General features: G+C 73.3%; 21 protein-coding genes and 4 pseudogenes. 15 read left to right on the top strand and 10 right to left on the bottom strand.

Going from position 1 to position 23,829, the window contains the following annotated elements; translation table 11 throughout:
* The first annotated feature begins 177 nt into the window (after positions 1 to 177).
* The 3 genes from AB0P35_RS01815 (at position 178) to AB0P35_RS01805 (ending at position 3,000) form a co-directional block, all read left to right on the top strand.
* Positions 178 to 522 (top strand): hypothetical protein, encoded by a 345-nt coding sequence (locus AB0P35_RS01815; protein ID WP_363505042.1) that lies wholly within the window; start codon positions 178 to 180, stop codon positions 520 to 522.
* Positions 523 to 1,051: 529 nt separating this feature from the next.
* The gene (locus tag AB0P35_RS01810) at positions 1,052 to 1,771 is read left to right on the top strand and encodes a lytic transglycosylase domain-containing protein (RefSeq protein ID WP_363505039.1); all 720 of its coding nucleotides are present in this window, start codon (positions 1,052 to 1,054) and stop codon (positions 1,769 to 1,771) included.
* A 239-nt stretch (positions 1,772 to 2,010) separates the two neighbouring features.
* Positions 2,011 to 3,000, top strand: a complete 990-nt coding sequence (locus AB0P35_RS01805; protein WP_363505036.1) for a glycosyltransferase family A protein — start codon at positions 2,011 to 2,013, stop codon at positions 2,998 to 3,000.
* A gap of 23 nt (positions 3,001 to 3,023) precedes the next feature.
* Here AB0P35_RS01805 and AB0P35_RS01800 read toward each other — a convergent pair whose 3' ends face one another.
* Positions 3,024 to 3,629, bottom strand: coding sequence for a hypothetical protein (locus tag AB0P35_RS01800; RefSeq protein WP_363505033.1), 606 nt, complete (start codon positions 3,627 to 3,629; stop codon positions 3,024 to 3,026).
* A gap of 84 nt (positions 3,630 to 3,713) precedes the next feature.
* Here AB0P35_RS01800 and AB0P35_RS01795 point away from each other — a divergent pair, with 84 nt between their 5' ends.
* The 3 genes from AB0P35_RS01795 to AB0P35_RS01785 all read left to right on the top strand — a co-directional run bounded on the left by AB0P35_RS01795 (position 3,714) and on the right by AB0P35_RS01785 (position 8,042).
* Positions 3,714 to 6,557: an FAD-binding and (Fe-S)-binding domain-containing protein gene (locus tag AB0P35_RS01795; protein WP_363505030.1), complete on the top strand. Its 2,844-nt coding sequence runs from the start codon at positions 3,714 to 3,716 to the stop codon at positions 6,555 to 6,557.
* An 89-nt stretch (positions 6,558 to 6,646) separates the two neighbouring features.
* On the top strand, positions 6,647 to 7,060 hold the full coding sequence (locus tag AB0P35_RS01790; RefSeq protein ID WP_363505027.1) for a PaaI family thioesterase: 414 nt from the start codon (positions 6,647 to 6,649) through the stop codon (positions 7,058 to 7,060).
* 88 nt (positions 7,061 to 7,148) lie between these two features.
* A complete protein-coding gene (locus tag AB0P35_RS01785; protein WP_363505024.1) occupies positions 7,149 to 8,042 on the top strand; it encodes an SGNH/GDSL hydrolase family protein in 894 nt (297 codons plus the stop codon).
* An 87-nt stretch (positions 8,043 to 8,129) separates the two neighbouring features.
* On the opposite strand, the gene AB0P35_RS01780 is transcribed toward AB0P35_RS01785, so the two are convergent.
* Together AB0P35_RS01780 and AB0P35_RS01775 are read right to left on the bottom strand one after the other, a co-directional pair.
* Positions 8,130 to 8,561: a CBS domain-containing protein gene (locus tag AB0P35_RS01780; RefSeq protein WP_363505021.1), complete on the bottom strand. Its 432-nt coding sequence runs from the start codon at positions 8,559 to 8,561 to the stop codon at positions 8,130 to 8,132.
* A gap of 21 nt (positions 8,562 to 8,582) precedes the next feature.
* Positions 8,583 to 9,536 carry an SPFH domain-containing protein gene (locus AB0P35_RS01775; RefSeq protein ID WP_363505018.1) on the bottom strand — a complete coding sequence of 318 codons (954 nt, stop codon included), beginning with the start codon at positions 9,534 to 9,536 and terminating at the stop codon, positions 8,583 to 8,585.
* Positions 9,537 to 9,716: 180 nt separating this feature from the next.
* Between AB0P35_RS01775 and AB0P35_RS01770 the strand changes: the two genes are divergently transcribed.
* Positions 9,717 to 10,520, top strand: a complete 804-nt coding sequence (locus tag AB0P35_RS01770; protein WP_363505015.1) for a uracil-DNA glycosylase — start codon at positions 9,717 to 9,719, stop codon at positions 10,518 to 10,520.
* 98 nt (positions 10,521 to 10,618) lie between these two features.
* Here AB0P35_RS01770 and AB0P35_RS01765 read toward each other — a convergent pair whose 3' ends face one another.
* Positions 10,619 to 11,482, bottom strand: coding sequence for a CHAD domain-containing protein (locus AB0P35_RS01765; RefSeq protein WP_363505012.1), 864 nt, complete (start codon positions 11,480 to 11,482; stop codon positions 10,619 to 10,621).
* A 129-nt stretch (positions 11,483 to 11,611) separates the two neighbouring features.
* Between AB0P35_RS01765 and AB0P35_RS01760 the strand changes: the two genes are divergently transcribed.
* The 3 genes from AB0P35_RS01760 (at position 11,612) to AB0P35_RS01750 (ending at position 13,766) form a co-directional block, all read left to right on the top strand.
* On the top strand, positions 11,612 to 12,265 hold the full coding sequence (locus AB0P35_RS01760; protein WP_363505009.1) for a hypothetical protein: 654 nt from the start codon (positions 11,612 to 11,614) through the stop codon (positions 12,263 to 12,265).
* Positions 12,266 to 12,379: 114 nt separating this feature from the next.
* Positions 12,380 to 13,171, top strand: a complete 792-nt coding sequence (locus AB0P35_RS01755; protein ID WP_363505006.1) for a thioredoxin domain-containing protein — start codon at positions 12,380 to 12,382, stop codon at positions 13,169 to 13,171.
* 1 nt (position 13,172) lies between these two features.
* Positions 13,173 to 13,766 (top strand): vitamin K epoxide reductase family protein, encoded by a 594-nt coding sequence (locus tag AB0P35_RS01750; RefSeq protein WP_363505003.1) that lies wholly within the window; start codon positions 13,173 to 13,175, stop codon positions 13,764 to 13,766.
* A gap of 156 nt (positions 13,767 to 13,922) precedes the next feature.
* Here the strand turns inward: AB0P35_RS01750 and AB0P35_RS01745 are convergent.
* The 6 genes and pseudogenes from AB0P35_RS01745 to AB0P35_RS01720 all read right to left on the bottom strand — a co-directional run.
* Positions 13,923 to 14,219, bottom strand: a pseudogene (locus AB0P35_RS01745) (FCD domain-containing protein); the annotation flags it as partial.
* Positions 14,220 to 14,277: 58 nt separating this feature from the next.
* Positions 14,278 to 14,418, bottom strand: a pseudogene (locus AB0P35_RS01740) (ATP-binding cassette domain-containing protein); the annotation flags it as partial.
* A gap of 27 nt (positions 14,419 to 14,445) precedes the next feature.
* On the bottom strand, positions 14,446 to 15,468 hold the full coding sequence (locus tag AB0P35_RS01735) for a hypothetical protein (RefSeq protein ID WP_363505000.1): 1,023 nt from the start codon (positions 15,466 to 15,468) through the stop codon (positions 14,446 to 14,448).
* A 54-nt stretch (positions 15,469 to 15,522) separates the two neighbouring features.
* Positions 15,523 to 16,299: an ATP-binding cassette domain-containing protein gene (locus tag AB0P35_RS01730; protein WP_363504997.1), complete on the bottom strand. Its 777-nt coding sequence runs from the start codon at positions 16,297 to 16,299 to the stop codon at positions 15,523 to 15,525.
* Positions 16,206 to 16,862, bottom strand: a complete 657-nt coding sequence (locus AB0P35_RS01725; protein WP_363504994.1) for a hypothetical protein — start codon at positions 16,860 to 16,862, stop codon at positions 16,206 to 16,208. The genes AB0P35_RS01730 and AB0P35_RS01725 overlap by 94 nt, the downstream gene beginning before the upstream one ends.
* 172 nt (positions 16,863 to 17,034) lie before the next feature.
* Positions 17,035 to 17,376, bottom strand: a complete 342-nt coding sequence (locus AB0P35_RS01720; RefSeq protein WP_363504991.1) for a hypothetical protein — start codon at positions 17,374 to 17,376, stop codon at positions 17,035 to 17,037.
* A gap of 220 nt (positions 17,377 to 17,596) precedes the next feature.
* Between AB0P35_RS01720 and AB0P35_RS01715 the strand changes: the two genes are divergently transcribed.
* The 5 genes and pseudogenes from AB0P35_RS01715 to AB0P35_RS01695 all read left to right on the top strand — a co-directional run.
* Positions 17,597 to 18,946, top strand: a complete 1,350-nt coding sequence (locus AB0P35_RS01715) for a PHB depolymerase family esterase (protein WP_095871802.1) — start codon at positions 17,597 to 17,599, stop codon at positions 18,944 to 18,946.
* A gap of 279 nt (positions 18,947 to 19,225) precedes the next feature.
* Positions 19,226 to 21,895, top strand: coding sequence for a beta-L-arabinofuranosidase domain-containing protein (locus AB0P35_RS01710; protein WP_363505738.1), 2,670 nt, complete (start codon positions 19,226 to 19,228; stop codon positions 21,893 to 21,895).
* A gap of 28 nt (positions 21,896 to 21,923) precedes the next feature.
* Positions 21,924 to 22,064, top strand: a pseudogene (locus AB0P35_RS01705) (family 1 glycosylhydrolase); the annotation flags it as partial.
* A gap of 433 nt (positions 22,065 to 22,497) precedes the next feature.
* Positions 22,498 to 23,469: a glycoside hydrolase family 11 protein gene (locus AB0P35_RS01700; RefSeq protein WP_363504988.1), complete on the top strand. Its 972-nt coding sequence runs from the start codon at positions 22,498 to 22,500 to the stop codon at positions 23,467 to 23,469.
* 118 nt (positions 23,470 to 23,587) lie between these two features.
* A pseudogene (locus AB0P35_RS01695) lies at positions 23,588 to 23,829 on the top strand (1,4-beta-xylanase); the annotation flags it as partial.

Here is a 23,829-nt window from a genome sequence, read left to right as displayed (position 1 = left end):
CGGGCCGCCGGGGCGGCCCCGGCCGCGGGGTGGGGGACTGTCCATGCGCCTTCCCCGCTCCCTCCGCACCGCCGCTCCCGTGCTCTGCTCCCTGGCGCTCGCGGCGCGCTCGCGGCCCCTGCGGCGGCCTCCGGGCGGCCGGTCCCCGACCGCCGCGCACAGAGCCTCGGCCGTGCGGTGCTGCCCGCCTCGGACGGCTGGGGCTCGGCCACCACCGGTGGCGCCGCCGCCGACGCCGCTCACGTGTCGGGACGGATCGTGGCGGAGCACAACTACATCCGGCTGCCGGAGGGCGTGCCGACCGCCGCGGTCCTCTACAACCGGGGCGGTACCGGGCTGACCGCCCGGGACAATCTGGTCGACGGGCGCCCGGCCGACCTGGTGGGCGCCTTCGACGCGGCGAACCCCGCCGCCCCGCTCGGCGGCGACGCCGGCTGGATGCCCGTGCTGCGCACCCGGGTCACCCCGGCGGCCGCGCTGCCCGCCCTGGTCGGCCGGCACGCGGGCGCGGGACGGCTGTGACCTCCGTCGCCGCCCGGGTCGGGCACCCGTGGGTGATCCGCCGGTGACACGGTGTCGATCCCGGCGGCCGGAGGCTGTGAAGCCCGGCACACGGCCCCGGGCTGCTACGGCCGCCGATAGTCGTCGCGGCGCGCCCGGGCTGTCGGCCGTCCCGGGGTGCCGCCGGCCGCCGGTCGCGCGGAGCGGGTAAACCGCTGGTCAGCCACCGTGGCCCGGCCGGTCGGGCGGCCGGCGGTAAGGGCCGTTTAAGCGGCCCGGGAGCGCCCGCAGGAGGGCCGGGCGCTCCCGCCCGTCTACGACCCGGCATAGTTTCCGAGCTCGTTGCCGCCCTTCGGCGGGTCTGCCAAGAATGTCCCGGTCGCAAGGCAGCGCGGCCCGATTCCGCCGCGCACCCCGCCCGCTCCGGTCCACCGACCGGGGCGCCCAGGCCGTCCGCACGGCTCTGCGGGCCTGTTCCTCACGAACACGCTTCGCGATACCCGTGTGCCCGGAATCGGCCCCCGACCGATGGAAGAGGTTGTCCCCCTCCATGCAGCTCCCGCTCCCCAAGAACCTGTCGCTGACGCACCGCCCGCACGCCTTCTTCGCAAGCGTGGGCACGCTGACCGTGGCCGGCACGGCGATCCTGGCGCTGGCCCTGCCGCAGGACACCTCCACCGCCGTCGCCGCCGCCCCGGCCGCCGCCACCGCGGCCCCCGTCGCCGCCCAGCCGGCCGCCCCGCAGGCCCAGGCGCAGGCCCAGGCCGACGCCCAGGCCAAGGCGGACGCCGACGCCAAGGCCGCCGCCGACGCCAAGGCCGCGGCCGACGCGAAGTCCGCCGCGGACGCGAAGGCCGCCGCCGATGCGAAGTCTGCCGCCGATGCCAGGGCCGCCGCGGACGCGAAGGCCGCGGCCGACGCCAAGGCGAAGGCCCAGGCCGCCTCCCGCTCGCAGCAGCGCAAGGCTCTGAAGGCCGCCCCGACCGGCACTCCGCAGCAGATCGCCGCCCAGCTCGTGCCGGCCAACCAGCTGGGCTGCTTCAGCAACATCGTGTTCCACGAGAGCAGCTGGAACGTCCACGCGGTCAACAAGTCCTCCGGCGCCTACGGCCTGGTGCAGGCCCTGCCGGCCTCGAAGCTGGCCTCGGCCGGTGCGGACTGGCGCGACAGCGCCGCCACCCAGATCAAGTGGGGCCTCAACTACATGAACAGCCGGTACGGCAGCCCGTGCGGTGCCTGGGCCTTCTGGCAGGCGCACCACTGGTACTGATCGGACCGGTCGGACCGAGTCCCGAGGGCGCGCGGAGCGATCCGCGCGCCCTCGGACGTTCCGGCGACGTTCGTCACCGGACGCGGCACTTCCTGCGACCAGCGGTGACCGATCGTCGACCTACCGTGTCGTAGGCGTGAAGATATCGGGTGCGATCGATCGATTCTGACCGCATTTGGAGCGATTGGATCCGCTTAGGGACATTGCGGGGGCCTGTAGACGTCTTTAGCCTCCCCGCCATGGCTACCCTCATCTCCGTCGTGCTCCCCGCCCACGATCGGAACGGCCAGCTGAAGGAGTGCCTCGACGCACTGCTCGCCCAGTCGTTCCGCGACTTCGAGATCGTCCTCGTCGTCGACACCTCGCCGGACTGCCCCGAGCGCATCGCCGACGCCTACGGCATGCGCGACCCCCGGGTCAGCGTGCTGCGGCTGAACGCGGCGGTCGGGATCGGCCGCGCCCGAAACGCCGGTGCCGCCCGCGCGCGCGGCGACTACCTGCTGTTCCTCGACAGCGACCACCTGCTCGACGAGGACGCCTTCGCCGCGCTCGCCGAGCGGCTGGAGGAGACCGGCGAGGTCGACGTCCTCCAGTTCGGCCACAACCGGGTCTACCGCGACAAGGTGTGGCCAGGTGGCGCCGCCCGGGTGCTCGCCGACGCCGGGCCCGAGGTCGCGACGCCCGCCGAGCGGCCCGCCCTGCTCGGCACCCCGCCGCTGATCTGGGACCGCCTGCTGCGCCGCGGCACCGTTCCCGACTTCCCGGACGGCCACTACGACGAGATCCCGGTGGTGCACGCCGCGATGCTGGCCGCCCGCCGGATCGCCGTCCTGCCGCGCGAGTGCGTCACCATCCGCCGTCGGCACACCCTGAACCCGGTGGGCTCGCCCGGCGCCGGCCACTTCGACCTGTTCGAGCAGTACGCCCGCAGCTTCGAGATCCTCTCCGCCTCGCCGGACGCCGCCGCGCTGTGGCCGCAACTGTTCACCCGGATGGTCCGGCACTACCTCTTCGTCTTCGACCTCGCGGGCTGCGTGGACCGCTCCGAGCGGCCGCAGTTCTTCCAGCGGGCCTCCGAGCACTACCGCGGCTACCAGCCGGAGGGCTACCGGCGGCCGGACGGCCGCGAGGGCGTGAAGTTCTCGCTGCTGTCGAGCGGGGCGTACGCCGCCTTCGAGGTCGCCAAGCTCTCCCACATCGCCCGCGGTGCGGTGACCGGCCGCCGCTGACGGCTGGTGCGGCCGACCGGGTCTCAGCCGTGCGCGGTGCCGCCGTCGGCCGCCATCGCCGCGGCGATCCGGCGGCCGGTCTCCCGCCACTCGTCGGCGGGCACCTTCGGCAGCAGGTCGTCCCAGACCGGCAGGCAGCTGCCCCGCAACTGCATCATCCCGGCGGGCCGGGCGAGCAGCCAGAAGTGCAGGTGGGCGGCGCCGTCGCCCCACTTGTTGTGGTGCACCCGGGAGATCCCGCCGAGCGACAGCAGGGCCCGCTCGACCCGCTGCAGCATCGGCCCGAGCTCCGCGGCCCGTGCCGGCGGCAGGTCGGCGAGGTCGTGGTGCTCGCGCGGCTGGAGCAGCACCACCGCCGGGACGGCCGCCGGCTCGTCCGGCGCGGAGAGCCGCCAGTGCTCGTCCGTCCACAGGAAGTCCTCGTCCGGACGGGCGCACTGGCTGCAGTCCGCGGGCCCGCCGTCGCCGTCCCGGGGCGGCTCGGGCAGCTCGGGGGCCTTCAGCTCCCTGACCTTGATGTCGCCCTCGAACGGGAAGATGTCCCAGCCGGGCATGCCCTCGGACGGGAACGGGATCTCCTCGCCGATCGGCAGCCGGGCGAGGTACGGGGTCATGTGATCACCGGTCATGTCGGGTGAGTCTGCCGGATGACGCCCCGTCACCCCGCGGCCGGGGTCGGCGCCGCCCGACCCGCCCGGTGCGATGATCGGCCCATGGCCACCGGACTGGAACGCGCCCTGACCACCGCCCTGCGCGGCGACGTGCGGTTCGACACCGCCGAACGCGCCGTCTACGGCCACGACGCCTCCAACTACCGGCACGTCCCGCGCGGCGTGGTGAAGCCCGCCGACCTCGACGACGTCCGGGCCGCGGTCGCGCTCTGCCGCGAGTTCGGCGTCCCGATCGTGCCGCGCGGCTCCGGCACCAGCATCGGCGGCCAGGCCATCGGCCCCGGCGCCGTCGTACTGGACTTCCGGCGCCGGCTCGGCCGGGTGCTCTCCGTCGACCCGGACACCCGCACCGCCCGGGTCGAGCCCGGCACCGTCCTGGACGACCTGCAGCGGGCCGCCCGCCCGTACGGCCTGCGCTTCGGCCCGGACCCGTCGACGCACAGCCGCTGCACCCTCGGCGGCATGATCGGCAACAACGCCTGCGGCTCGCACTCGGTGGCCTGGGGTCGCACCTCGGACAACGTGCAGGCGCTCGACGTGCTGCTCGCCGACGGCACCGAGCTCACCGCGGCCGGGCCGCTGGACGCCGCCGCCCGCACCCGGCTGCGCGACCGCCCCGGCCGCGAGGGCGAACTGCACCGCGGCCTGCAGGACCTCGCCGGCGACCACCTGGCCGTCCTGCGGCAGGCTCTGCCCGCCCTCCCCCGCCGCGGCTCCGGCTACCCGCTCGACGCGCTGCTGCCCGAGCACGGCTACGACCTGGCCCGCGCCCTCACCGGCACCCTGGGCAGCTGCGCCGTGCTGCTCGGCGCCACCGTCCGCCTGGTGCCCGACCCGCCGGCCCGCGCCCTGGTGGTCGCCGGCCACCCCGACGAGACCGCCGCCGCCGACGCCGTCCCGGCCCTGCTGCCGCTGCGCCCGCTCACCGTCGAGGGGATGTCCGCCGACCTGATCGCCGCCCTGATCGCGGCCGGCCGCCGCCCGCCCGCGCTCGACCGGCTGCCCGAGGGCACCTGCTGGCTCTTCCTCGAGACCGGCGGCGACACCCCGGCCGTCGCCCTGGACGCGGCCCGCGCCCTCGCGGACGCCGTCCGGCGCACCGCGGGCGCCACCGCCGCGGTGGTCACCGACCCCGCCGAGCAGCGGCAGCTCTGGGCCGTCCGCGAGGCCGGGGCGGGCATCGTCACCCGCCTCCCGGGCGGCGGCGAGGCCTGGCCGGGCTGGGAGGACTCCGCCGTCCCCGTCGAACACCTCGGCGACTACCTGCGCGCGCTGCGGGCGCTGCTCGCCCGGCACCGGCTGCGCGGCGTCCCGTACGGGCACTTCGGCGAGGGCTGCGTGCACCTGCGGCTGGACTTCCCGCTCACCGACCCGGCCCGGCTACCCGAGTTCCGGGCCTTCCTGACGGACGCCGCCGACCTGTGCGTCTCCTACGGCGGCTCGCTCTCCGGCGAGCACGGCGACGGACAGGCCCGGGCCGAGCTGCTGCCGCGGATGTACCCGCCGGAGGTCATCGACCTGTTCCGCCGTTTCAAGGGCGTCTGGGACCCGGACAACCTGCTCAACCCCGGGGTGCTCGTCGACCCGCGCCCGCTCGACGCCGACCTGCGCTTCCCCGGCCGCGACCTGCCGGTCACCCTGCCGCTGGCCGAGGACGGCGGCAGCCTGCTGAAGGCCGTGCACCGCTGCGTCGGCGTCGCCAAGTGCGTGGACACCTCCAGCGGCGTGATGTGCCCCAGCTACATGGCCACCGGCGAGGAACGGCACTCCACCCGCGGCCGGGCCCGACTGCTCGCCGAGATGCTGCGCGGCGACCTGGTCACGGACGGCTGGCGCTCCGAGGAGGTCCGCGAGGCGCTCGACCTCTGCCTCGGCTGCAAGGGCTGCGCGAGCGACTGCCCGGTCCACGTCGACATGGCGACCTACAAGGCCGAGTTCCTGCACCAGCACTACCGGGGACGGCCGCGCCCCGTCTCGCACCTCTCGCTCGGCTGGCTGCCGCTCTGGCTGCGCGGCGCCGCCCTCGCCCCGCGGCTCGCCAACCGGCTGCTGCAGTCCGGGCCGAGCGCCGCCGTGCTCAAGCGCCTCGGCGGGATCGACCCGCGGCGCGACCTGCCCGAGCTGCCCGAGCAGACCTTCACCGCCTGGTTCCGCCGGTGGCGCGCCGAGCACCCCGCCGCGCCCGGGGCCCGGCCGCTGCTGCTCTGGCCGGACAGCATGGCCGAACTGCTCGACCCGGAGCCGGCCCGGGCCGCCGTCGAGGTCCTGGAGCACCTGGGCTTCGAGGTCCGGCTGCCCGACGGGCCGGTGTGCTGCGGGCTCACCCTGCACTCCACCGGCCAACTCGGCCTCGCCCGGCGGGTGATGCGGCGCAGTCTGCGGGCCGTCCCGGCCGGCCTGCCGGTGGTCGGGCTGGAGCCGAGCTGCACCGCCGCGCTCCGCGAGGAACTGCCCCGGCTGCTCGGCCGGGAGGCCGGCGACCTGCCGGGCCGGGTCAGGACCTTCGCCGAATTCCTGGACGAGAGCGGAGTGTCGCTGCCCCGGCTGGCGGCGGATGCCGTCACCCAGGTGCACTGCCACCAGCACGCCGTGCTCGGCACCGCCGCCGACCGGCGCGTCGAGCAGCGGATGGGGGTGCACAACGAGGTGCTGGACTCCGGCTGCTGCGGGCTGGCCGGCAACTTCGGGATGGAGCGCGGGCACTGGGACGTGTCGGTGGCGGCCGCCGAGCGGGTGCTGCTGCCCGCGGTGCGCGCCGCCGCGCCGGAGACGGTGGTGCTGGCGGACGGCCTGAGCTGCCGCACCCAGATCGCCCAACTCGCGGACGGGCGGCGGGCCGTGCACCTGGCCGAGCTGGTGCGGCGGGCGATCCGGGAGGCGGGCTGAGGCCGCGTACGGCACGGCGGACGGTGCTCCGCGCGACGGACCCGTGCACGGTCGTGGCGCGGACGGCGGGCCCTCGCCACAATGGCACGGTGACGATCTCCACCGCCGAGGCGGACACCATCCTCGCCGAGAACTTCGCCCCCTGGGTGCAGGCACTCAAGCTCTCCGTCACCGAGACCGGTGACCGGCACGCCGTGCTGCGGCTGCCCTGGTCCGAGGAACTCGCCCGGGAGGGCGGCGGTCTGAGCGGCCAGGCGCTGATGGCGGCCGCCGACACGGCGACCGTGGTCGCCGTCTCCGCGGCGCGCGGCGGCTTCGGCCCGATGACCACGATCCAGCAGTCGACCACCTTCCAGCGGGCGGTGGTCGGCGCGGACGTGCTGGTGACCGCGCGCATCACCAAACTCGGCCGCCGGCTGGCCTTCGTGGACGTGGTGATGACGGCCGAGGGCGAGCAGGAGCCGGCGGCCCACGCCAGCACCGTGTACGCCTTCCCCGGCTGATCCCGTCCGACCCCTACTCACCGGGCCTACCGCGCAGTAGCCTCACCGGGCCGCACCCCACTGCGGCCCCCACCACCCTGGAGGCCCCATGCGCACACCCCTGCCCGGAGGCGTCCGACTCGCCGTCGCCGCAGTCCTGTTCACCGCCTCGGCACTCGGTCTGACGGCCGCGCCGGCCGCCGCCGCCACGGCCGGCGCCCGACCCGTCCCGGCCGATGTGCCGCGGTACTACCTGGCGCTCGGCGACTCGCTCGCCGCGGGCTACCAGTCCACCCCGGACGGCGGCCACGTGGTCGGCCGCGGCTACGCCCAGGACATCGCCCGCACCCTGGCCGAGCGGGCCGCCGCCCGCCACAAGGCCTTCGACTTCACCGACCTCGGCTGCCCCGGCGAGACCACCGGCACCATGGCGAACGGCGGCTGCCCGTACCCGCACCCCTGGGCCGACTCCCAACTCGCCGCCGCCGAGCGCTTCCTGCGCGGGCACCGCGGCGACAAGGTGCTGGTGACCCTGGACATCGGCGCCAACGACGTCAACCGCTGCGCGGCCGGCGGCAGCATCGACCTGCCGTGCGCGCTGCAGGGCATCGCCACGGCGGGCCACGGCCTGTCCGACATCCTCGGCCGGCTGCGGGCGGCCGCCGGACCGCGCACCCGGATCGTCGGCATGAACCTCTACGACCCCTTCCTCGCCGCCTGGTTGACGGGCGACCAGGGGAAGGCCACCGCGGCGCTCTCGCTGCCGCTCTCACACGCGCTGAACGCCGCGATCGGCATCGCCGACGCGGCGCACGGAGTGCCCACCGCGGACGTGGCGCGGGCCTTCGACACCGACGCGCTGCGCACGGTGCCGTTCGGCGGCGGCCAGGTGCCGCTGAACGTGGCGCGGATCATGCAGTGGACCAACATGGCGCGCGGCGACATCCACGCCAACGACGCCGGCTACCAGGTGATCGCGGACACCTTCCTGGCGAGGCTGTGAGCCGCCCGGCGCAGCCGTGAGCGGCGGCCGGCCGGGCGGCACACCCACCGCCCGGCCGGCTCCTCGCCCCTGCCTCGGCCACTGCGGCTACGTCTCCTCCTCGGCGCAGATCGTGGTGACGAACTCCGCGACCCGCTCCTGCGGCATGTGGCGGGCGATGTCCGCCTCGCTGATCATCCCGACCAGCTTGTGGTCCGGGTGGTTGATCACCGGCAGACGGCGGACGAGGTGCTGCTCCATGATCCGCAGGACCTGCTCGGCGTCCTCGTCCTCCTCGATCACCATCGGCCGGCCGACCGCCAGGTCGACCGCCTTGACCTGCGTCGGGTCGAGCCCCTCGGCGACGCACTTCAGCACGATGTCCCGGTCGGTGAGGATGCCCAGCAGCTTCTGGTTCTCGCCGCAGATCGGCAGCGCGCCGACGTCCCGGTCCTTCATGATCCGGGCCGCGTCGGCCAGGGTCTCGAACTCCCCGACGCATTCGGCGCCCGGGTGCATGATCTCTCTGGCTGTGGTCATCGTCAGGCCTCCCGCCGTGCCTCAGATCCCCGCTCCTCCATCGTGGTCCCCGCCCCGCGGGGGCGCCACCTCGGGCCGGGAGCCGTTCACGGCCTCGGCCGGTGCCTCCAGCGGGTCACGTGCCAACACCTCTTCCAGCGCCGGGAGATCGGGCAGTTCGAGCTGCTCGGGGCCCGCCGCCGGGCTTGCCGCGGCGGCCGGCGCGGCGGCCGGTGGCGGCTTCTCGGTCACACTGTCGAGAAAACGCAGCAGCTCCACCGGGAAGGGCAGCACCAGCGTGGAGTTCTTCTCCGCCGCGACCTCCACCACCGTCTGCAGCAGCCGCAGTTGGAGCGCCGCCGGGGTGGTGCTCATGATCGCGGCGGCCTCCGAGAGCCGGGCCGAGGCCTGGAACTCGCCGTCGGCGGTGATGATCCGCGCCCGACGCTCCCGCTCGGCCTCCGCCTGCCGCGACATCGACCGCTTCATCGACTCCGGCAGGGCCACGTCCTTGATCTCCACCCGGTCGATCTCGATGCCCCAGCCCAGCGCCGGGCTGTCCAGCATCAGCTCCAGGCCCTGGTTCAGCGGCTCGCGGTTGGCCAGCAGGTCGTCCAGTTCGCTCTTGCCGATGATCGAGCGCAGCGAGGTCTGGGCGACCTGGGAGATCGCGAAGTTGTAGTCCTGCACGTTGACGGTGGCCTTCACCGGGTCGACCACCCGGTAGTAGACCACCGCGTCGACCCGCACGGTCACGTTGTCGCGGGTGATGCCCTCCTGGGCGGGGATCGGCATCGTCACGATCTGCACGTTCACCCGCTTCAGCCGGTCCGCGATCGGCATGATCCAGGCCAGCCCCGGGTCGCGCACGTCCGCCAGCACCCGGCCGAACCGGAACACCACGCCGCGCTGGTACTGCTGCACCACGCGGATGCTCAGCCCGGCCCACACGGCGAGGACGAGCAGCGCCCCCAGAATCGCGTCGAGAATGATCATCACGTCACCTCGGGCACACGCAGGATCCCCGATCTCCACGCTACTCCGCCCACCCCGGCGGCCGCGCGGGCCGACGGAGGCGGCCGGCCCTCCACAGGGCCCGGGTGTTCGCGGGGCCGTTGTCCACGGCGTCGGGGAATGCCGCGGCCGGGGCCGTCCGCACCCCCTACGATCTCCAGCATGGAGCCGCCCCCGCCCCCGGACCGCGCCGCCGGCCCACCGGCCGCCGCCGCTCGCGACCGGGAGGCACCGGACCACCCGGCCGCCGCGGCCGCCGCCACCCGCAGCCTCGCCGAGCTGGACGAGCTGGTCGTCGACTGCCGGGCCTGCCCGCGGCTGGTCACCTGGCGGGAGCAGGCGGCCCGGATCAAGCGCCGCGCCTACCAGGACGACGAGTACTGGGCCCGCCCGATCCCCGGCTTCGGGCCGGCCGACGCCGCCCTGGTGATCGTCGGGCTGGCCCCGGCCGCGCACGGCGCCAACCGCACCGGGCGGATCTTCACCGGCGACCCCTCCGGCGACCTGCTCTACGCCGCCCTGCACGAGCTCGGCCTGGCCTCACAGCCGCACGCCACCTGGCGGGACGACGGGATGGTGCTGCACGGCGTGCGGATCACCGACCCGGTGCGGTGCTGTCCGCCGGAGAACCGGCCGACCCGGGACGAACGGGACACCTGCCGGCCGTGGATCGCCCGCGAGTTCGGGTACCTGCGGCCGACCGTCCGCGCGGTGGTCGCCCTCGGCGGCTTCGCCTGGGAGGCCGTCCTCCCCGCCCTCGCCGCCTCCGGCCGGACGATCCCCCGCCCCCGCCCGGCCTTCGGCCACGGCGCCCGGGCCACCCTGCCCGCCACCGACGGCGGCCCGCCCCTGGAACTCTTCGGCTGCTACCACGTGAGCCCCCGCAACACCTACACCGGCCGCCTCACCCCCGCCATGCTCCGCGACCTCCTCGCCACCGCCGCCCACACCGCCGGCCTCCGCTGACCCGACCCCCCGGGAGGCGCGCGGCGCAGCGAGCGGGAGGAACCGGCCCAACGCCTCCCACCCCGCGCAGTGCCCCGCGCCCCGAGGAGTCGCACCGTTCAGAACGTGGGCGGTTCGCTCGCCTTCTGCCAGATGTCCGGGAGGCGGGCGCGGTCGGCGGCTGCGGCGGTGAGCTGGCGGTCGTAGAGGACGCCGTAGGCGAAGGCGTGCCGGGGGTCGGTGGCGGCGAGGGTGTGCAGGGTACGGCCGGCGAGGACGGCGTCCTGGTGGGTGCCGAGGACGTCCTGGAGGGCTTTCATCCGGCGGACGAACCCGGTGGCCGCCGGGCCGGCCGGCTCGCCGGCGTAGCGGGCGCGTTTGGCGGCCTTGCGGGCCTCGTGCAGGGCGGTGTCGGTGGCGTCGCCGGGCGCGGCACGGCGGGCCTCATCGATCCGGCGGGCGGTGCGGCGCTGCTGGCGGCGGGCGACCCGGGTGAGCTCGGCGGGGGCGGGGCGGTCGGCGCGGGCCGTGAAGCGGGGTTCGGCGGCCAGTCCGCGCAGGGCGGCGAGCAGCGCGGGGAGGCCGGGGCCGTCGAGCGCGGCGAGTGCCTCGGGGCGGGCTCCGGCGGTGCCTTCGGCGGCCCAGGCGGAGACGGCGGCGGCGACCTCGTCCGGGTGGCAGTCGGCGGGCAGGGCGCGGGCGTCGGCGGTGAGCCGTTCGCCGAGGACCTCGGTGTCCCGGGCGGCGCCGAGGGCGGCGGCGAGGTCCTTGAGCCCGGTGACGAGGGCGGTGGTGTCGGTGCCGATCAGCGGGCGGTAGGCCTGCAGGGTGCTGCGCAGCCGGCGGCAGGTGATCCGCATCTGGTGGACGGCGTCCGGCTCGTCGGCGCGGACGGCTTCCAAGAGTCCGGCGAGGGTCTCGGTCTGCCGGGCGATCCAGGCGGCGAGGACCGTGCCGGCGGTGGGCTCGGGTCCGTGCGGCACGCTGACCACCCTCTTTCCGGGGTTTCCAGGGTATGCCTGCGGTGGCGCGAACCGGGCGGGTGCTGACGCCGCGTCACCCGCGCGGGCGCTTACGCGGCCTTGATCGGCACCGTGGCATACTCGCTCTCCATGACCGAGAGCCGGGCGACGAGGGTTCTGCGGGCCGCGGTGTTCACCGCCCTCGCGGTGCCGCTCGCTGCCCTGGGCCAGGTCGTGCTGACCGGTCGGCCGCTGCCGTTGACGCTGGTTCTGGGGTGTACGGCGGCCGTGTTCCTGGTGGCCCTCGCGCTGGACGGCGCGCGGCACGGCCTGTGGCGGCTGGCGGCCGTGATGGTGCCGGTCGAGCTGCTGCTGAACACCGCGTTCAACCTGGGGCAGGACGGCTGTGCCACGGTCGCCGCCCGTTCGCACGGGGTGGATCTGCTGGTGTGCGGCGGCGGTTCGGTGGACGGCAGCCCGGTGCTGTCGGGTCTCGCCGGGCAGTCCGCCGGGTCGCTGCGGTTGCTGGTGGTGCTGGCGCATCTGGTGCTGGCACTGGCCGCGGCGCTGTGGCTGCGGCTGGGTGATGCCGCGCTCGGCGGCGCCGCGCAGGTGCTGCGCGCGCTGCGGGCGGTGGCCGGTTCCGCCGTCGGGCGGCTGCTGTCGGTTCTCGCGCCGCTGCCGGCCTGCCCGGCCGAGTTGGCGCCCTCGCCGGATGCGTGGGGTCCACTGGCCCGTCCGGAGTCCGTGGTTCCCTCGCCGGCGCCGCGCCGCGGTCCGCCGGTGGTCGCGCTCGCCTGCTGACGGCGTCGCCGTCGGGCGGGTGGGCCTGAGCGCCACTCCCCCATTCTTCGGTGTGCCACTGCGCGGCCGCGCGGCCCGGTGGTGTGCCCGTACGCGAGGATTCGACGGATCATCATGACCAACCAGCCCCAGCAGTCCGGTACCTCGGCCCGTGAGCGTCTCCAGGAGGCGCACCGCCGGGAGAAGAAGGCGGCCGCCGTCCGGCGGCGCGCGGTGATCGCGGTGAGCGTGGTCGCGGCGCTCGCCGTGGTGGGCGGCACGGTGGCGGCGATCGCCACCGCCTCGGACTCCGACCCGGCCACCTCGGCGCCGCTGACCGTGCCGGCGAACACCTCCGGCAAGGACGGCACCGTGGTGGTGTACGGCAAGGCGGACGCGCCGCACACGCTGCAGGTGTACGAGGACTTCCGCTGCCCGGTCTGCAAGCAGTTCGAGGCCTCGGCGGGCAAGACGGTGCAGCAGCTCGCGGACAGCGGCGAGTACAAGATCGAGTACCACTTGGCGGCGTTCCTGGACAAGAACCTCGGCGGCAAGGGCTCGCGGACGGCGCTGGCCGCCGCGGGTGCGGCGCTGAACGAGGGCGTGGACAAGTTCAAGCAGTTCCACGACGTGCTGTACGCCGAGCAGCCGGACGAGCGCGAGGACGGCTTCGGGGACGTCAACCGGATCCTGGAGCTGGCGGAGAAGGTGCCGGGGCTGAAGACGGAGGCGTTCACCAAGGCGGTCACCGAGGGCACCTACCGGCCGTGGGCGGCCAAGGTCGACGCGGCGTTCTCGGCGAGCGGCGCCCAGGGCACCCCGACGGTGGTGCTGGACGGCAAGGTGCTGAACGTCTTCGGCCAGGACGGCAAGCCGGTGACGGGCGAGCAGTGGACCGCGCTGGTCCGCCGGACGACCGGGGCCTGACATGGCTTCCGGTGCGACGATCGGTTCCGGGCGGGGCCTTGCCCGGCTGCTGGTGGTGGGCGGCCTGCTGGGCCTGGCCGCCTCGGCGGTGCTGACCTTCGACAAGCTGCGGATGCTGGAGAATCCGGGCTACCGGCCGGGCTGCAGCATCAATCCGGTGATCAGCTGCGGCTCGGTGATGCGCACCGACCAGGCGTCGGTGTTCGGCTTCCCCAATCCGCTGCTCGGGCTGGCGGCGTTCGCGGTGCTGATCGCGGCCGGCGCCGGACTGCTGGCGGGTGCCCGCTACCGCCGCTGGTACTGGCTGGGGCTGCAGGCGGGCGCGCTGGCGGGGCTGGGCTTCACCGTCTGGCTGATCACCCAGGCGCTGTACGAGATCGGGGCGCTCTGCCCGTACTGCATGGTGGTGTGGGCGGTGGTCGGGCCGTTGGCCTGGTACGTGACGCTGCACAACCTGCGGACGGGGGTGCTCCCGGCGCCGCGCTGGTGGCCGTCGGTGGCCCGGTACCACTGGGTGGTGCCCGCGCTCTGGTACCTGGGGATCGCCCTGCTGGTCCTCAACCGGTTCTGGTACTACTGGCAGACGCTTCTGTGAACCGCGCTGACCTGCGCAAACATCGCTGAATCAACCTGGCGGGGCATTTTCGGGGCACATTGACCCCGCCGGGCTTACACAGCCATCAGAACCCCGCCCGGAGCGGGCACATCAGCCGCAAACAGCGCCCTGCTGATCGCGGCGCGTGCCCGCTCATCACTCTTGGGCATGAGGTGCACGTAGGTCCGCAGAGTGAAGGCCTCGTCGGCGTGCCCCAGGTAGGCGGCGAGGTCCTTGATCGAGCAGCCGCCGTCGATCAGTGCGGAGACGAAGGCGTGCCGTGGTGCTGACGTGCATCAGGGCGGCGGCCTGGGCGAGGTTCGGGTCGCGGGCGGCCAGCGCGTTGAGGATCGCCCGGTGCTCGGCGACGGCACGCCCGGCCGCGTCGGCGTCGACCAGGCCGCGCCAGACGCGGGCCCGCAAGGTGCGTCCGGAGATGTGTTCCAGCAGGGTGGCCGGAAGGCGGCGCTGGTCCGGGCGTGCCAGCGGCGCTGTCGTAGCGGGCGAGGTCGGTGCCGTCGACGGTGATCCGGCCGGTGTCCGGCCGGTAGAACCGGTTGAGCAGCTTGACCAGGGTGGTCTTGCCGGAGCCGTACTCGCCGACCACGGCGACCACTGTCCCGGCCGGGATGCTGAAGCTGACGTCCTCCAGCGCGTACCGGTCGGTGCCGGGGTAGCGCTAACCGACCTGCTCGAAGGTGATGCCGGCGGTCAGCCGGTCCGGCGGGGCGATGCCGTCCGAGCTGTCGGCGCGCCGGTCGGCGGCGTAGCCGCGCAGCCACAGGAAGGGCTCGACCAGGCGCTGGGAGGCGACGGTGTCGGTGGTCCGGCCGACGGCGGCCTGGACCGAGCCGCGCAGCGTGGAGGCGACGGTGATGGCGAGCACCACGTCGCCGGGCGAGCCGTCGCCCCGGGCGGTGCGCTGGATGACCACGGCGAGCCCGGCTACGAACCCGGCGGTGAAGAGCGTCCAGCCGCTCACCCGCCATACGGCGGAGGCGAGTTGGGCCCGGAACCGGCCCAGGGCGACCTCGTCCCAGGCGGCGGCCTGGCGGCGGGCCAGTTCGGCGCCGGCGCCCGCGACCCGGATCTCCTTGGCGGGCCCGGCCTCCGTGGCGGTGTCGAACAGGTGCTTCTGGAGTCGGAACGCCTCGGCCGTCTCCGTCTCGGCCCGGCTGATCGGCCGCTGGCCCTGCCGGTCGAACCAGATCGGGGCGGCCGCGAACAGCAGCAGGAGCAGCAGCCACGGGCTGACCGTGCCCAGCAGCAGCAGCGAGACGCCGAGCTGGACCACGCCGAAGAAGGCGGAGACCGCCGACCAGAGGCCGTTGATGATGCCCCAGGGGGCGCCGCGGACGATGGTCACCCGGTCGAGGAAGTCGGTGCGCTCGACGTGCTCCAGGCCGTCCAGCAACGCGAGGTCGCGGTTGATGAACTCGTTCAGGTCGAGCACGCTGACCTTGTCGACGAGCAGGGCCATGACGTTGCCGCTCAGGTCTGCGAGGACGCCGGTGACGGCGTACGCGACGGCGGCGCCGAGCGCCCCCGTGACCGCAGTGCCGGCGGCTCCGTCGATCGCGCCGTTGATCGCGGCGCGCAGGGTGAGCGCGGTCGCCGCGACGGTTGCCACGGTCAGCGCCTGGGTGGCCAGGGCGGCGACGGTCAGCCCCGGCGCGCCGGTAGGACAGGGTGAGCAGTTCACGGGCCAGCCGCAGGTAGTCGCGAGCGCTCGGCCGGTACTCGGGCTGGTCCACGGTCACTGGAGTTCGCTTTCGTCCGCGCGGTCGTCGTAGCCGAGCTGGAACCGCTCGGCCTGGATGGCGAAGAGCTCGGCGTACCTGCCGTCGAGGGCCATCAGTTCGTCGTGGGTGCCGGATTCGGTGATCCGGCCGCCGTCGAGGAGCACGATCCGGTCCGCCTGCCGGACGGTGGACAGCCGGTGCGAGATCAGCACCACGATCGCCCTGCCGCGGTGTTCGGCGAGCCGGTTGAACACCTCGAACTCGGTCCGCACGTCCAGGTGCGCGGTCGGCTCGTCCAGCACGAGCAGTCCGGCGCCGGTGTGCACGGCGTACAGCGCGCGGGCGAGGACCGCCTGCTGCCACTGGCCGCCGGAGAGGTCGACGCCGCCGGTGCGCGAGCGGGCGAGCGGGGTCCGCCAGCCGTCCGGCAGCCGTTCCAGCACCGCGTCGAAGCCGGAGTCCTTGGCGGCGGCGTCCAGCGCGGCGTGGTCGACCGGAACGGTGGCGTGGCCGAGCGCGACGTTGTCGGCCGCCGAGAGCCGGTACTTGACGAAGTCCTGGAACACCACCGCCACGTGCTCGCGCCAGGCGGCGGCACCGAGGTCGGCGAGGTCGCGTCCGTCGGCGGTGATCCGGCCGCCGGTGGGCCGGTACAGGCCGGACAGGAGCTTGATCACGGTGGACTTGCCGGCGCCGTTCAGGCCGACCACGGCGAGCAGTTCACCGGGCCGGATCTCCAGGTCCAGCCCGTGCAGCACGGTGCGCTCGGTGCCGGGGTAGGTGAAGGACACGTCCTCGAAGACCACCGACGGCGACCCGTCGCGCCGCTCCGCGCGGGGGGGGCCGGGAGGGCGTCGACCGTACCGGCCTGCGGGGTCAGGATCTCGCGGAGCCGCTCGTAGGCGAGCAGGCTCTCGGTGGCGGCGCGGATGTTGCGGACGTCGTCGCTGTAGCCGAGCGACTGCACCAGCGCCCAGGAGGCGGTCAGCACCGCGGTGAGGACGGCCGTGGAGGCGCGGCCGCGGGCCGCGTCCTCGGCCACCGCCAGGTACACGATGCCCAGCGGGACGCCGACCAGCAGGAACTGGCTCCACTCGTTGAACAGCATCCTGTGGAACACCGCCCAGATCGGGTCGAACACCGCCCGCAGGTGGTTCTGGATCCGTTCGACCATCCACTCGCCGAAGCCGAAGACCCGTACCTCCATGCTCGGGCCGACCTCCGTCAGGGCCTCCTGCCAGACGTCGGCGTGCAGGGCGTGGTCGACGCCCTTGCGCCACATGGCGGTGAAGAGGTGCGCCTGCCGGTTGCGCAGGTACTGGTTGGCCGCTCCCGGCAGCAGCAGGACCGGCACCGCCCACCACACGTACTGCGCCAGGACGACGCACGCACCGGCCAGGCCGAGCAGTGCGGTGATCCGGCGCAGCCGGCCCAGCGCGCCCTCGGCGGGGGTGCGCTCGGTCCAGTTGGCGGGTTCGGCGCGGGCGTGCCGGATCAGCTGCTGGACCTGCGGCGTCTCCAGCGCCTCAAATGGTCGGGCTCAGCGTGGTGAGCCGGACGATCCGGGCGCGGTGCGCCCCGTTGACGCGGGCGTAGGTGAGCTCTTCCAGCGGTGCGGTCAGCGCCTCCAGGATGTGCCCGAACGGCAGGACGACACCGAACGCGGCGAGCGGGGCGAGGGCGGCGCCGAACATGTCCGCGCCCGGGTGGCTCTGCACTCGGGCGACGAGCGCGGCCGTGGTCAGCGCGGCGGCGGCCGGCAGGGCCGCCTGGACGAGCAGGAGCGCGACCAGGGCGGCCAGCAGCGGTGGCCGCGCGTCGCGCAGCGGGCGCAGCAGCAGGGCGGCGCGGTCGACGATGGGTGTCACGGTTGGCGGTCCTCGGGGAGAGCTCGGGTCGGGTCGATCGGGTCAGGACGTGCTGCGACACCATCACAGCCCTTGCGTCAACAGGCCGTTGACGGCGGTGGTTGACCGATACCGGCCACGACGGGCCCGTTGACCGCTGGATCCGCTCGACCCGAGCATGGGTGCGCGGCGCGCCGGAACACCCTTCACGCTCACGGAATTCCTCGACGGAGAGGTCCCCATGTTCCGATCCCGCTCCCTGCGGTCCCGCCTCCTGGGCGTGGCCGCCGCCGTCGGCCTCGCGCTCGGCCTGACTCTGCAGGCCGCTCCCCAGGCCGGCGCCGCCTCGCTGACCCAGATCACGAACTTCGGCACCAACCCGACCGGCCTGGCCATGCACCTGTACGTGCCGAACAATGTCAAGGCCAACCCCCCGATCCTGCTGGCCCTGCACGGGTGCCAGGGCTCGGGGCCGTACCTGTACTCGAGTCAGGACTTCGCGTCGCTGGCCGACCGGTACGGGTTCCTCGTCATCTACCCCTCGACGAACCCCAGCGGAAGCTGTTGGGACGTCTCCTCCGACCAGGCGTTGACCCGCAACGGCGGCAGTGACCCGGTCGGGCTCATGTCGATGATCACCTACACGGAGCAGCACTACGGCGGCAACGCCAACGCCGTGTACGTGACCGGCCAGTCGTCCGGCGGGATGATGACGAACGTGATGCTCGCCGACTACCCCGACGTGTTCAAGGCGGGCGCGGCGTTCATGGGAGTGCCCTACCACTGCTTCTACACCGGCTCCGTGCGCGGCTGGAACTCGGCCTGCGCCCAGGGCCAGGTCTCGATGACCCCGCAGCAGTGGGGCAGCCTGGTGCGCAACACGGGGTATCCCGGCTACACCGGTCCGCGTCCGCGGGTGCAGCTGTGGCACGGAACCGCCGACACCATCCTGAACCACAACAACCTCGGTGAAGAAGTCAAGCAGTGGACCGATGTCCTCGGCGTTAGCCAGACCCCGTCGGCCACCGACACCCCGGTGACCAACTGGACCCGTACCCGGTACAACAACGGCGCCGGCACCACCCAGGTCGAGGCGTACAGCATCGCCGGGACCGGGCACGAACTGCCGGTCAAGGGCTCCACGATGGCCGCCACCGCGATCCACTTCATGGGCCTGGACGCGGGGTCCTCCGGCGGCGGTACGACCGGCGCGCTGCATGCGGTGGACGCGGGCAAGTGCCTGACCGATGCCAGCACGGCGCTGGGTACGCAGCAGCAGATCTTCGCCTGCAACGGCGGCGCGAACCAGACCTGGACCCGGACGTCGTCGAACCAGCTGACCGTGACCGTGGGCGGCAGCACGCTGTGCCTGGACGCCAACGCGCACGGCACCACCAACGGCACCAAGGCGATCGTCTGGTCCTGCAACGGCCAGGCCAACCAGCAGTGGCAGCTGAACTCGAACGGCACCATCACCGGGGTGCAGTCGGGGCTCTGCCTGGACGTGGCCGGTCTGGCCACCGCCGACGGTACGCCCGTCCAGCTGTGGACCTGCAGCGGCGGCAGGAACCAGCAGTGGACTCTGGGCTGACACCGGCCGCTTGTTAGCGCTAACAGAATATGGCGGCGAGCGGGGGCGCCCGTTCCGTCGCACCCCTGGACGCGACCGAGACGCCGGGGCTATAAACGTGACACTGTCGAACACGGCCGACGGCCTTCGACGCCACCCCCACCGCTCGCCGCCCACCCTTCCGGCACGCCGCTTTCCGCACGGCATTTTGTTAGCGCTAACAGTTCATCCGCCGGTCTCCTCCCCCCACCCGGAAGGAACAGATCCCGCGTGTCGTCCGCCCCCCTGAACCGCCGCAGCCTGCTGAAGGCCACCGGCGTGCTAGCCCTCGCACCGGCCGTCGGACTCGGCCTCGCGCCGGCGGCCGCCGAGGCCGCCGGCTCCTCGACGCAGCCGTTCGACCTCGGCCAGGTCCGGCTCACCGCCGGCCGGTTGCGCGACAACCAGGACCGCACCCTGGCGTACCTGCGCTTCGTCGACGTCGACCGCCTGCTGTACAACTTCCGCGCGAACCACCGGCTGTCCACCAACGCCGCTGCCGCGACCGGCGGTTGGGACGCCCCGTCGTTCCCGTTCCGCACCCACGTGCAGGGGCACTTCCTCAGCGCCTGGGCCCAGGCCTACGCGGGAACGGGCGACACCGTCTGTCGCGACAAGGCCACCTACATGGTGGCCGAGCTGGCCAAGTGCCAGGCCAGCAACGCCGTCCCGGGGTTCTCCGCCGGCTACCTCTCAGGCTTCCCGGAGAACGACTTCGCCCAGCTCGAGGCCGGCTCGCTGAAGAACGGCAACGTCCCCTACTACTGCGTCCACAAGACCATGGCCGGACTGCTCGACGTCTGGCTCCTGATGGGCAGCACCCAGGCCCGGGACGTCCTGCTGGCCATGGCCGGCTGGGTCGACCAGCGCACCGGACGGCTCACCCAGAGCCAGATGCAGGCGCTCCTGGGCACCGAGTTCGGAGGCATGAACGAGGTGCTGGCCGACCTCCACCTGCGGACCGGGGACGCCCGCTGGCTGACGGTCGCCCAACGCTTCGACCACGCCGCCGTGTTCGACCCGCTGGCCGCCGGCCAGGACCGGCTGAACGGCCTGCACGCCAACACCCAGGTGCCCAAGTGGATCGGCGCCGTCCGCGAGTACCGGGCCACCGGGACCGCGCGCTACCACGACATCGCCACCCAGGCCTGGACGATCTGCACCGGCAGGCACACCTACGCCATCGGCGGGAACAGCCAGGCCGAGCACTTCCGCGCTCCCGACGCGATCGCCTCGCAGCTGACCAACGACAACTGCGAGCTCTGCAACTCGTACAACATGCTCAAACTCACCCGTGAGCTCTGGCAGCTGGACCCGAACCAGGCCGCGTACTTCGACTTCTACGAGCGCGCCCTGCTCAACCACGTCGTCGGCGCGCAGAACCCGGCCGACTCGCACGGGCACGTCACCTACTTCACCCCGCTGAAGCCCGGCGGCCGCCGGGGCGTGGGCCCGGCCTGGGGCGGCGGCACCTGGAGCACCGACTACGACACCTTCTGGTGCTGCCAGGGCACCGGGATGGAGTCCAACACCAAACTGGCGGACTCCGTCTACTTCCGCGACGGCACCACCCTGATCGTCAACCTCTTCGTGCCCACGGTCCTCACCTGGGCCGAGCGCGGCCTGACGATCACCCAGACCACCGCGTACCCGGCGGAGGACACCACCACGCTCAAGGTCACCGGCGGCGCCGGCGACACCTGGTCGATGCGCATCCGCATCCCGGCCTGGACGTCCGGTGCCACCGTGAGCGTCAACGGCACGGTGCAGAGCATCGCCACCACGCCCGGCAGCTACGCCACCGTCACCCGCTCCTGGGCCTCCGGCGACACGGTGACCGTCAAGCTGCCGATGCGCATCGCGCTGCGGGCCGCCAACGACAACCCGGACGTCGCCGCGGCCACCTACGGCCCGGTCGTGCTGTGCGGCAACTACGGCTCCACCGCGCTCTCCGCGCTTCCGGTCCTCGACCCGGCGTCGATCACCCGGACCGGCAGCACGGGCCTGGCCTTCACCGCGACCGCGGGCGGCTCGTCCGTGAGCCTCGGCCCGTTCCACGACGCGCAGGGCTTCAACTACACCGTCTACTGGAACACCAGGAGCAGCGGATTCCGCCTGCTCAACGCGGGCAGCGGGCTGGTGCTCGGCGTGAAGGACATGTCCACCTCGGACGGTGCGCCCGCCCTCCAGTGGGGCGACAGCGGCACCGCCGACCACGACTGGGCGCCCGTGGTGGACGGCACCGCGCTGCGCCTGCGCAACGCCAACAGCGGCAAGGTCCTGGGCGTGCAGAACATGTCCACCGCCGACAACGCCGCCGTGCTCCAGTGGTCGGACAACGGCACCGCCGACCACCGGTGGACCGTCGTCGAGGCGGCCGACGGCGCGCACGCCCTGCGGAACGCCAACAGCGGCAAGCTGCTCGGCATCGCCGGCGCCGCCACCGCCCAGGGCGCCTTCGCCGTGCAGGTCCCGGACAGCAGCTCGCCGACCAGCCGGTGGTGGTTCGTCCCGACCGGCACCCGGCGCATCCAGAACGTGGGCAGCGGGCTGCTGCTCGGCGTGCAGACCATGTCGACCGCCGACGGCGCCCTGGTGATCCAGTGGGGCGACAACGGCACCGCGGACCACCTGTGGACCGCGGTGGTCGACACCGGCGGCCAACTGCGGCTCAGCAACTCCAACAGCGGCAAGGTCCTCGCCGTGGAGGGCGGCGGCACGGCCAACGGCTCCCGGATCGTCCAGTGGGCCGACAACGGCGCCGCCGACCACCGCTGGCGCCTGCGGCACGGCGGCGGCGACACCTTCCGCATCCAGTCCGCCGTCAGCGGCCGTGTCCTCGGCATCTCCGGCGCCTCCACCTCCCAGGGCGCCCAGGTCGTCCTGTGGGACGACAACGGCACGACCGACCACCTCTGGCGCTTCCTCTGAGCCCGGCGGTACGAGCCAAAGGCGCTGACTGATGGACAACTTCGAGTGGGCGAACGGCTACGGCAAGCGCTTCGGCATGGTGCACGTCGACTACGACACGCTGGTCCGCACACCCAAGTCCAGCGCCCGCTGGTACGCGCAGGCCATCCGCCAGGGCGGGCCGGCCTGACTGTCCGCACCCGCATCCCCGCCACCGGCGCCCCGCGCCGGTGGCGGCTTGCGTTCGGCGAAACTTTTGGTAATCCACTGTCGAAAGTTTCGATCAGCCCGACTGGAGCGACAGCAGGGGAATCGGCCAGGTTCTTAGACCCGCCTCACAGGACAAGCTCGCGACCTGCTCTTTTCCGGCATGGGCGGACTCAATGAGCAGCGAATCTATCGCTGCTCCAGTCGAAAGTGTTGACAGCCCGTCAAGCACAGCCCAACACTGTCGCCGTCGGCAACTCGCCAACCGGCTTGGGAAGCAGCGGTGTTGAGGACGAGTCACCTCCGTGCACCACCGCGCGACGCCGGCCGGACCGACCGATCCCCTCGCGATCCCATCGCGTTGGGCGCACTCCCCCGTCTCACCACCCCACCCATCGGCAGGACGGATCACCCCCATGAGCTCCCCCCGCCCCGAGAGCCGCCGGGCCGGCCGCGGCCGGCGCACCGCAAGCATCGTGCGCGCCCTCGCGCCGGCCCTCGCGGCCGTCCTGGCCCTCCCCGGCACCGCCGAGGCGGCAACCGTCACCACCAACCAGGCCGGCACCTACGGCGGATACTTCTACTCGTTCTGGAGCGACGGCTCCGGTGCGTCCTCGATGTCCCTGAACGGCGGCGGCAACTACAGCACTTCCTGGACCAACGTCGGCAACTTCGTGGCCGGCAAGGGCTGGCAGACCGGGTCGCGCAACCCGGTGACCTACTCGGGCACATGGAGTACCCACGGCAACGCCTACCTGGCGCTCTACGGCTGGAGCACCAACCCGCTCGTCGAGTACTACATCGTCGAGAACTACGGCTCCTACAAGCCCACCGGCACATACAAGGGCACCGTCACTAGCGACGGCGGCACGTACGACATCTACCGGACGACGCGCTACAACGCCCCCTCCATCGAGGGCATCAAGACCTTCGACCAGTACTGGAGCGTCCGTCAGGCCAGGCGTACCGGTGGAACCATCACCATCGGGAACCACTTCGACGCGTGGGCCAGGGCGGGCATGAACCTCGGCACCATGAACTACGAGATCATGGCCACCGAGGGCTACCAGAGCAGCGGCAGCTCCAACATCACCCTGGGCTACGCCGGCGGCGGCAACGGCGGCGGCTGCACCGCGACGCTCTCCGCCGGAGCCTCATGGAGCGACCGCTACAACCTGAACGTCGCGGTCACCGGATCGAACACCTGGAAGGTGACCGTGAAAGTCCCCTCCCCGGAGAAGATCAGCTCGACCTGGAACATCAACGCGGCCTACCCCGACGCCCAGACCCTCGTCGCCACCCCCAACGGCGCGGGCAACAACTGGGGCATGACCATCATGAAGAACGGCAGCACCACCTGGCCGACGGCCTCCTGCAGCGTCAGCTGACCCCCGTCCTGGCTCACCACGGCGCCCGGGACGTGTCCCGCTACAAAATTGTTAGCGCTAACAGTCGCCTCGGGCGCCGCGTTCAGGAATTCCCCACCCCCAAGGAGAACGATCCGTCATGGCATGGCTCAACAGGAAGCCCCATCTCCGCAAGGTCCTGACTGCGGCCGCGTGCATGGCCGTCGGCTCGGTCACGGCCGTCACCTCGAGCCCCGTGGCTCAGGCCGCCGGGGCCACCACGCTGGGTGCGGCGGCGGCCGGCAGTGGCCGCTACTTCGGTACGGCGGTGGCCGCGGGCAGGCTCGGGGACTCGACGTACTCCACCATTCTCGACCGGGAATTCAACATGATCACCCCGGA

The sequence above is a fragment of the Kitasatospora sp. NPDC085879 genome, from assembly GCF_040686255.1.
Lineage (GTDB): Bacteria > Actinomycetota > Actinomycetes > Streptomycetales > Streptomycetaceae > Kitasatospora.
The sequence above is the reverse complement of the archived record's forward strand: the minus strand, read 5'-3'. Positions and strand labels throughout refer to the sequence as shown.

What these genes read in the sequence shown, in the direction of transcription:
- AB0P35_RS01810 (WP_363505039.1), top strand. Translation starts at nt 1,052, where the DNA reads ATGCAGCTCCCGCTCCCCAAGAACCTGTCGCTGACGCACCGCCCGCAC.
- AB0P35_RS01805 (WP_363505036.1), top strand. Translation starts at nt 2,011, where the DNA reads ATGGCTACCCTCATCTCCGTCGTGCTCCCCGCCCACGATCGGAACGGC.
- AB0P35_RS01800 (WP_363505033.1), bottom strand. Translation starts at nt 3,629, where the DNA reads ATGACCGGTGATCACATGACCCCGTACCTCGCCCGGCTGCCGATCGGC.
- AB0P35_RS01795 (WP_363505030.1), top strand. Translation starts at nt 3,714, where the DNA reads ATGGCCACCGGACTGGAACGCGCCCTGACCACCGCCCTGCGCGGCGAC.
- AB0P35_RS01785 (WP_363505024.1), top strand. Translation starts at nt 7,149, where the DNA reads ATGCGCACACCCCTGCCCGGAGGCGTCCGACTCGCCGTCGCCGCAGTC.
- AB0P35_RS01780 (WP_363505021.1), bottom strand. Translation starts at nt 8,561, where the DNA reads ATGACCACAGCCAGAGAGATCATGCACCCGGGCGCCGAATGCGTCGGG.
- AB0P35_RS01775 (WP_363505018.1), bottom strand. Translation starts at nt 9,536, where the DNA reads ATGATCATTCTCGACGCGATTCTGGGGGCGCTGCTCGTCCTCGCCGTG.
- AB0P35_RS01770 (WP_363505015.1), top strand. Translation starts at nt 9,717, where the DNA reads ATGGAGCCGCCCCCGCCCCCGGACCGCGCCGCCGGCCCACCGGCCGCC.
- AB0P35_RS01760 (WP_363505009.1), top strand. Translation starts at nt 11,612, where the DNA reads ATGACCGAGAGCCGGGCGACGAGGGTTCTGCGGGCCGCGGTGTTCACC.
- AB0P35_RS01755 (WP_363505006.1), top strand. Translation starts at nt 12,380, where the DNA reads ATGACCAACCAGCCCCAGCAGTCCGGTACCTCGGCCCGTGAGCGTCTC.
- AB0P35_RS01750 (WP_363505003.1), top strand. Translation starts at nt 13,173, where the DNA reads ATGGCTTCCGGTGCGACGATCGGTTCCGGGCGGGGCCTTGCCCGGCTG.
- AB0P35_RS01715 (WP_095871802.1), top strand. Translation starts at nt 17,597, where the DNA reads ATGTTCCGATCCCGCTCCCTGCGGTCCCGCCTCCTGGGCGTGGCCGCC.
- AB0P35_RS01700 (WP_363504988.1), top strand. Translation starts at nt 22,498, where the DNA reads ATGAGCTCCCCCCGCCCCGAGAGCCGCCGGGCCGGCCGCGGCCGGCGC.